The 6,233-nt window shown below is 61.9% G+C and carries 4 protein-coding genes and 1 pseudogene; 4 read left to right on the top strand and 1 reads right to left on the bottom strand.

The genetic code is table 11. The features are described 5' to 3' along the window. Positions 1-92: 92 nt before the first annotated feature. A complete protein-coding gene (locus EKK30_RS10060) occupies positions 93-1,280 on the bottom strand; it encodes a bifunctional 2-C-methyl-D-erythritol 4-phosphate cytidylyltransferase/2-C-methyl-D-erythritol 2,4-cyclodiphosphate synthase (RefSeq protein WP_290984134.1) in 1,188 nt (395 codons plus the stop codon). Between the two features lie 268 nt (positions 1,281-1,548). On the opposite strand from EKK30_RS10060, the gene dusB reads away from it, so the two are divergent. The 4 genes and pseudogenes from dusB to EKK30_RS10040 form a co-directional block, all read left to right on the top strand. Further along, positions 1,549-2,535 carry a tRNA dihydrouridine synthase DusB gene (gene dusB / locus EKK30_RS10055; RefSeq protein WP_290984130.1) on the top strand — a complete coding sequence of 329 codons (987 nt, stop codon included), beginning with the start codon at positions 1,549-1,551 and terminating at the stop codon, positions 2,533-2,535. After that, complete coding sequence (locus tag EKK30_RS10050) at positions 2,532-3,701, top strand: ATP-binding protein (RefSeq protein WP_290984127.1); 1,170 nt, start codon at positions 2,532-2,534, stop codon at positions 3,699-3,701. Before dusB ends, EKK30_RS10050 begins: the two co-directional genes overlap by 4 nt. Beyond that, positions 3,701-5,146 (top strand): nitrogen regulation protein NR(I), encoded by a 1,446-nt coding sequence (gene ntrC, locus EKK30_RS10045; protein WP_290984124.1) that lies wholly within the window; start codon positions 3,701-3,703, stop codon positions 5,144-5,146. Before EKK30_RS10050 ends, ntrC begins: the two co-directional genes overlap by 1 nt. A 244-nt stretch (positions 5,147-5,390) precedes the next feature. Then, positions 5,391-6,233 (top strand): annotated as a pseudogene (locus EKK30_RS10040) (PAS domain-containing sensor histidine kinase); the annotation flags it as partial.

The following is a 6,233-nucleotide window of genomic DNA, read 5'->3' as shown; positions in this document are numbered from 1 at the left end:
GTAGGTGAGGTTCAGGAGGGCGACGTTTCTGACTGTGAAGCGTAGCGTCGTGTTGTTCGCGACATCCGAGCCGCCTTCATCCTCCGCTTCATTCATAGGTCGCTACTCGCAGGAACGAATACCGTCGCCGTCGCCATGGCAGCGACACCCTCGCGTCGGCCGGTGAAGCCCATCTGCTCGGTCGTGGTGGCTTTGATACCGACGCGGTCGGCGGGAAGCCCGAGCACGCCGCCAATCAACGCTTGCATCGCCGGACGGTGCGGTCCGACGCGCGGCGCTTCGGCCAGCACCGTAATATCGACGTTACCAACGCGGCCGCCGCGCTCGCGTACGCGCCGTACGGCGTCCTCCAGAAACAATTTGGAGGCCGCGCCCTTCCATTTCGGATCTGATGGAGGGAAGTGTTGACCGATGTCGCCGTCGCCGATCGCGCCAAGCAAAGCGTCCGTCAAAGCGTGCAGGACCACGTCAGCGTCGGAATGTCCTTCCAGCTTGTGCGTGTGCGGAATTCTTACGCCGCCAAGCCAAACGTGATCGCCTTCGCAAAAGCGGTGGACGTCAAAGCCAGTGCCGATCCTCGGCTCGAGAGAACGAGATAATTGGCGGTCAGCCACTTCGAGATCCTCCGCCGTCGTGATTTTGATGTTGCCGCTCGAGTCTTCAACGATGGCAACGTCGAGCTTTGCCCATTCCGCGATCGCCGCGTCGTCCGTGAACGTATCAAGGCCGCTTTCGGCAGCTTTGCGGTGCGCAGCCAGGATCGGCGCAAACTGAAAGCCTTGCGGGGTCTGCGCTCGCCACAAGCCATTGCGCGCAATTGTTTCAGTCACCACCCCGCCACTGGCGCGCTTCAGTGTATCGGTGACGGCAAGGGCCGCCAGGGCGCCTGGCTTCTCGCCAAGAGCTGCAATGACGTGGGAGATCGTTCTTTGCGAAACGAAGGGACGGGCGGCATCGTGGATCAAGACGAGGTCGGGAGAGGAGGGCGCCAAAGCTTCCAGTCCTTTCAGGACTGAGGCTTGTCGGGTCGCGCCACCGATCGCGGGCTCAGACAAGGTGGCGGCGCCGGCTTCTTGCGCTGCCCGCTCATACAACTCGCGATCGTCAGCGTGGATGACGACTTTCACATCATCGATATTTGGATGTCCGGCGAAGGCGGCGATAGCCCGAGCCAGGACCGACTTTGCCCCGATAGAGGCGTACTGCTTCGGGCCGGCGCCTTGGCTGGCGGCGCGCGTGCCTCTTCCGGCCGCGACGATCAAAGCGGCGATGCGCAACATAAGTCTCCCCTCGATGGCCAGCGCCCAGCAAGCCGGCGGCCACTTCCTGCCTGTACCCACGCAATTTCGCAACACGGTCAGGACTGTTCTGACCGGAAGAGTGCCGCTTTCATAGCCAGGAGGGTGGCGGGCGCGTCAAATGGGCAAATTGTAAATGTATTGTTCGCCCTTGCGAAAATATCGCCCCGTGCCTAGTCTGCCCAAACTCGCAGCAGAAACTATTTCTGCTCAACGAATGGGCAGGTTTGGGGCCGACCCGTAGGACTGCATGCTAGATAATGTCGTAAACGGCGCACCGCCCGCGGTGCTGGCGCCTATGTCCGGAGTGAGTGATCTGCCCTTTCGCCGGCTCGCACATCGCCTGGGAGCGACTTTGGTCGTATCCGAGATGATTGCGAGCGAAGAACTGGCGAAGGCTCGCCGTGACGTGCTGCGTCGTGCTGAAGGCCGAGATCTGACGCCGTTCGTCATCCAACTTGCCGGCCGTGAAGAACATTGGATGGCGGAAGGCGCGCGCATCGCCGAAGCCAAAGGGGCGCATGTCATCGACATCAATATGGGTTGTCCCGCCAAAGAGGTGACGGGCAAGCTGTCCGGCTCGGCGCTGATGCGCAACCTCGATCATGCGCAATCGATTATTCGCGCCGTCGTCGGCGCCGTCCGCGTTCCGGTCACGTTGAAGATGCGCCTCGGCTGGGACGACAAAAATCGCAATGCGGCCGAACTCGCAAAGCGCGCCGAAGCCGAAGGCGTGAAGCTAATTACCGTCCATGGACGGACGCGCTGTCAGTTCTTCACCGGCCTCGCTGATTGGAGCGCCGTACGCTCCGTCGTCGAAGCGACGTCGCTCCCGGTTCTCGTCAACGGCGACATTCTTTCACCCACGGACGCGCGCGCGGCGCTCGACGCTTCGGGCGCGAAAGGCGTGATGATTGGGCGGGGCGCATACGGCGCGCCATGGATGCCGGGACGCATAGCGAAGTTTCTGGCGTCGGGACGCGATCCTGAAAGTCCGACGCTGGCGGAACAATGCGATATCGCGGTCGAGCACATCGAAGCGATGTTCGAGCACTACGGCAAAGATCTTGGAGTGCGTAACGCACGCAAGCACATCGGTTGGTATCTCGCGTCGAGTGGGGCTAGCGACGCAACGGTCAAGTCGTGGCGGGGCAAGCTTTGTGTGATGCTCGAGCCGCAGCGGGTGATCGGAGGATTGAAAGCCTTCTATTCAGGTGCGGAGTCTCTCGCGGCATGAGCAGCAAGCCGGCATCGGTACACAAGCCAGAACGCGGCCCAGCAGCGCCGCCGATCAGCAGCTTGGTCGATCGCGAAGATCTCTTGAGTGCTCTTCCACATCCGATCCTTGTCGTCGCCAAGGACCAATCGATCGTTTTTGCGAACGCTGCAGCGGAAGCGTTTTTCACGATGAGCGCCACGATGCTCACCCGAAGCCGCATCTCGGATATCGTCGCTTTCGGATGTCCTCTGCTGGGCGTGATCGAGCAGGTGCAAGCGACCGGAGCAACCGTCAACGAGTACGGGATCGAAGTGGCTACGCCGCGCTTTGCCGGCGCAAAGCTGGTGGACGTGTACGGGGGGCCGCTGCCCGAAGATCCCAACAACATGTTCCTGATGCTGCAGCAGCGATCGATGGCGCAAATGATCGAACGCCAGCTGACGCATCGCGCGGCAGCACGGTCCGTCTCGGGCATGGCGGGTGTGCTTGCTCACGAAATCAAGAACCCTCTGTCGGGCATTCGCGGGGCCGCGCAGCTGCTTGAGCCCGGATTATCGGACGAGGATCGCGCGCTGACGCAGCTGATCTGCTCGGAAACCGATCGCATTCGCAATCTCGTCGACCGGATGGAGGTGTTCGGAGACGAGCGCCCTATTTCAAAAGATGCCGTGAACATCCACGATGTTCTCAATCACGTGCGCCGCATCGCCGAGCATGGGTTCGGGCGCAGTGTACGTTATGTTGAAGACTACGATCCCTCGCTGCCCTACGTGCTCGGCAATCGCGACAAGCTCGTGCAGGTCTTTCTCAATCTTTTGAAGAACGCCGCCGAGGCCATAGGCGATCGGACCGAAAACGGGCGCATCATCATGCAGACCGCGTTTCGCCCGGGCGTTCGTCTATCTTTGCCGGGTTCCGACACGCGCGTGAGCTTGCCTCTCATGATTCAGATCGAGGACAACGGCTGCGGCATTCCAGAGCATTTGAAACCGCATCTCTTCGATCCGTTCGTAACGACGAAAGCCTCCGGCAGCGGGCTGGGCCTCGCGCTGGTCGCCAAGATCATCGCCGATCACGGCGGCATCATCGAATGCGAAAGCGAACCTAAACGCACGGTCTTCCGCGTGCTGCTTCCCATGCAGCGATCGCGCCCGGCAGCCGTACCGACGACGAGAGAGACTTGATGGCAAGAGGCACCATACTGATCGCCGATGACGACACCGCAATCCGCACGGTGTTGAATCAGGCGCTGGCGCGGGCAGGCTTTGCGCCGCGTGCGACCGGTAACGCGGCGACGCTCTGGCGCTGGGTAAGCCAAGGCGAAGGCGATGTCGTGATCACCGACGTTGTCATGCCCGACGAGAACGCCTTCGATCTCATCCCGCGCATGAAGAAGTTGCGTCCGGATCTGCCAATCATTGTCATGAGCGCGCAGAACACGCTGATGACCGCTTTGACGGCTGCCGAGAAAGGTGCGTTCGAATATCTGCCGAAGCCATTCGACCTGAACGAGGTCGTGGCGGTCGTATCGCGCGCGCTGTCCGAGCCGGGACGTAAGCGCCAGACGACAACCACAGAACGCGAGACGGACGAGCTGCCGCTTATCGGCCGCTCGCTTCCCATGCAGGATATCTATCGCGTTCTCGCGCGCCTGACGCAGAGCGATCTCACCGTGATGATCAACGGCGAAAGCGGCACGGGCAAAGAACTCGTCGCGCGCGTGCTGCACGATTACGGCAAGCGACGGCACGGGCCGTTCGTGGCCATCAATATGGCGGCCATTCCGCGTGAATTGATCGAGAGCGAGCTCTTCGGGCACGAGAAGGGGGCGTTCACTGGCGCGCAAACCCGTACCCCTGGGCGCTTCGAACAAGCCGAAGGCGGGACGCTCTTCCTCGACGAGATCGGCGACATGCCGCTCGAAGCGCAGACGCGATTGCTCCGCGTGCTGCAACAGGGCGAATACACGACCGTCGGTGGCCGAACCCCGATCAAGACGAACGTCCGGATCATCGCAGCCACGCACCGGGATCTGAAATCGCAAATCCAGCAAGGCCTGTTCCGCGAAGATCTGTTCTATCGTTTGAACGTCGTGCCGATCCGCCTCCCACCGCTGCGCGAGCGGCTCGAGGATGTCGGAGATCTCGTTCGTCACTTCCTTCGTCAAGCCGCGCGCGAGGGGCTTGGACAAAAATCGATCGAGAGCGCCGCTATCGAGCGCCTGAAATCGCACCCCTGGCCCGGCAACGTCCGCGAACTGGAAAACGTCGTGCGGCGGCTCGTGGCGCTTTACACGCAGGACACGCTAACGGCGCAGATCGTCGAGCAGGAGCTTGCTGATACCTCCAGCACGCCTGCGATCGGCGGGGTGACCGAGAGCGGCGATCTCGGTGAAGCCGTGGAGCGGTACCTGTCGCGATACTTCTCGACGTTCGGCAACGACCTGCCGCCGCCCGGCCTGTACGACCGGGTTATCCGCGACGTCGAAAAGCCATTGCTGAGCGCCGCCTTGGCGGCCACGCGGGGCAATCAGATCCGCGCTGCCGAGCTCCTGGGCCTAAACCGGAATACGCTGCGCGCCCGCATTCGCGATCTGAACATCCGGGTCTTCCGAACGGTCGAGGGGTAGTTCCTCGCCTCGTCCTTGGGGTTATCCACAGGGCGGGGCCCTAGACCATTTGGCGCTTGAACTGCGCCACACCCGTCGCGAAAATGTCACAGTTACGGTGTTGGGTTTTCCCGCGTGTAGCGGGATCGCCGCTGTGCGTGTGCCGCAACGATGAGACGAGCGAGCCCTGCGGCGGCGCCGGACGTCTTTTCAATGCAGGATTCGCTCGTGGTTTGAGCGTGTTAGTTGATTTGGTCGGAAACTGATGAACGCCAGCAACAGCAATGGCAAAGCCGACACGATCGCGCGCGGCGACCGCGAGCCAGCTGCTTCGGTGGTGGAAGAGGGGGAGACGCCTCTCAATCCATCCGATCGGGCCTTCTGGTTTGGTCTGGGCGTCGTGTTGCTGTCGCTCACGTCAGCGCTGGTCAGCTACTTCATTTTGACCGGCCTTACGCCGATCGCTCCCAGGAACGAGTTCGTTTGGGGCGCACTGGCGCTCAATGCCATCCTCATCATCACGATGTTCGGCACCATCGCCTGGCAGGCGCTTGGGCTGCGGCGCGCATGGAAGCAGAAGATCCCCGGCGCCCGGCTTCATACTCGGATCGTCGCTCTGTTCTGTCTCATCGCCGCGCTTCCTGCCGTGCTTCTCGCCGTCGCCGCCACCACGACGTTCTCGCGCTCGCTTGACGGCTGGTTCTCAGGCCGCACGCGGGCCATCGTTGAAAATTCCTACGATGTCGCCCGCGCGTACGTCGACGAGCACAGTCAGATCATCCGCACCGACATCGTCAACATGGTGCGCGACATCAACGGCGAGGCGGCAACGCTCAAAGACGATCCCGACGCGTTCCAGAAATTCCTGATCGGGCAGGCGGGCCTGCGTGACCTGACGTCGGCATACATCATCGATTCCGAAGGCGTGCCGATCGTGCTCGCCCTCGACGATCCGAAACTTCCGTACGTGGTGCCCCAGCCTGCATCCATTGCCCAAGCCGAAGCGGGACAGGTGGCTCTATCCCGTCCATCGAGCGACTATCGAATATCGGCGATCGCCAAGATCGACTCCATGCCCGGCCGGTATCTCTACGTCGCGCGTGGCGTC

Origin of the sequence: Hyphomicrobium sp. (genome assembly GCF_003987855.1) — a bacterium.
In the GTDB taxonomy this organism is placed as follows: Bacteria; Pseudomonadota; Alphaproteobacteria; order Rhizobiales; family Hyphomicrobiaceae; genus Hyphomicrobium_B.
Note: the sequence above shows the minus strand (reverse complement) of the source record. Positions and strands in the feature narration are given on the sequence as shown.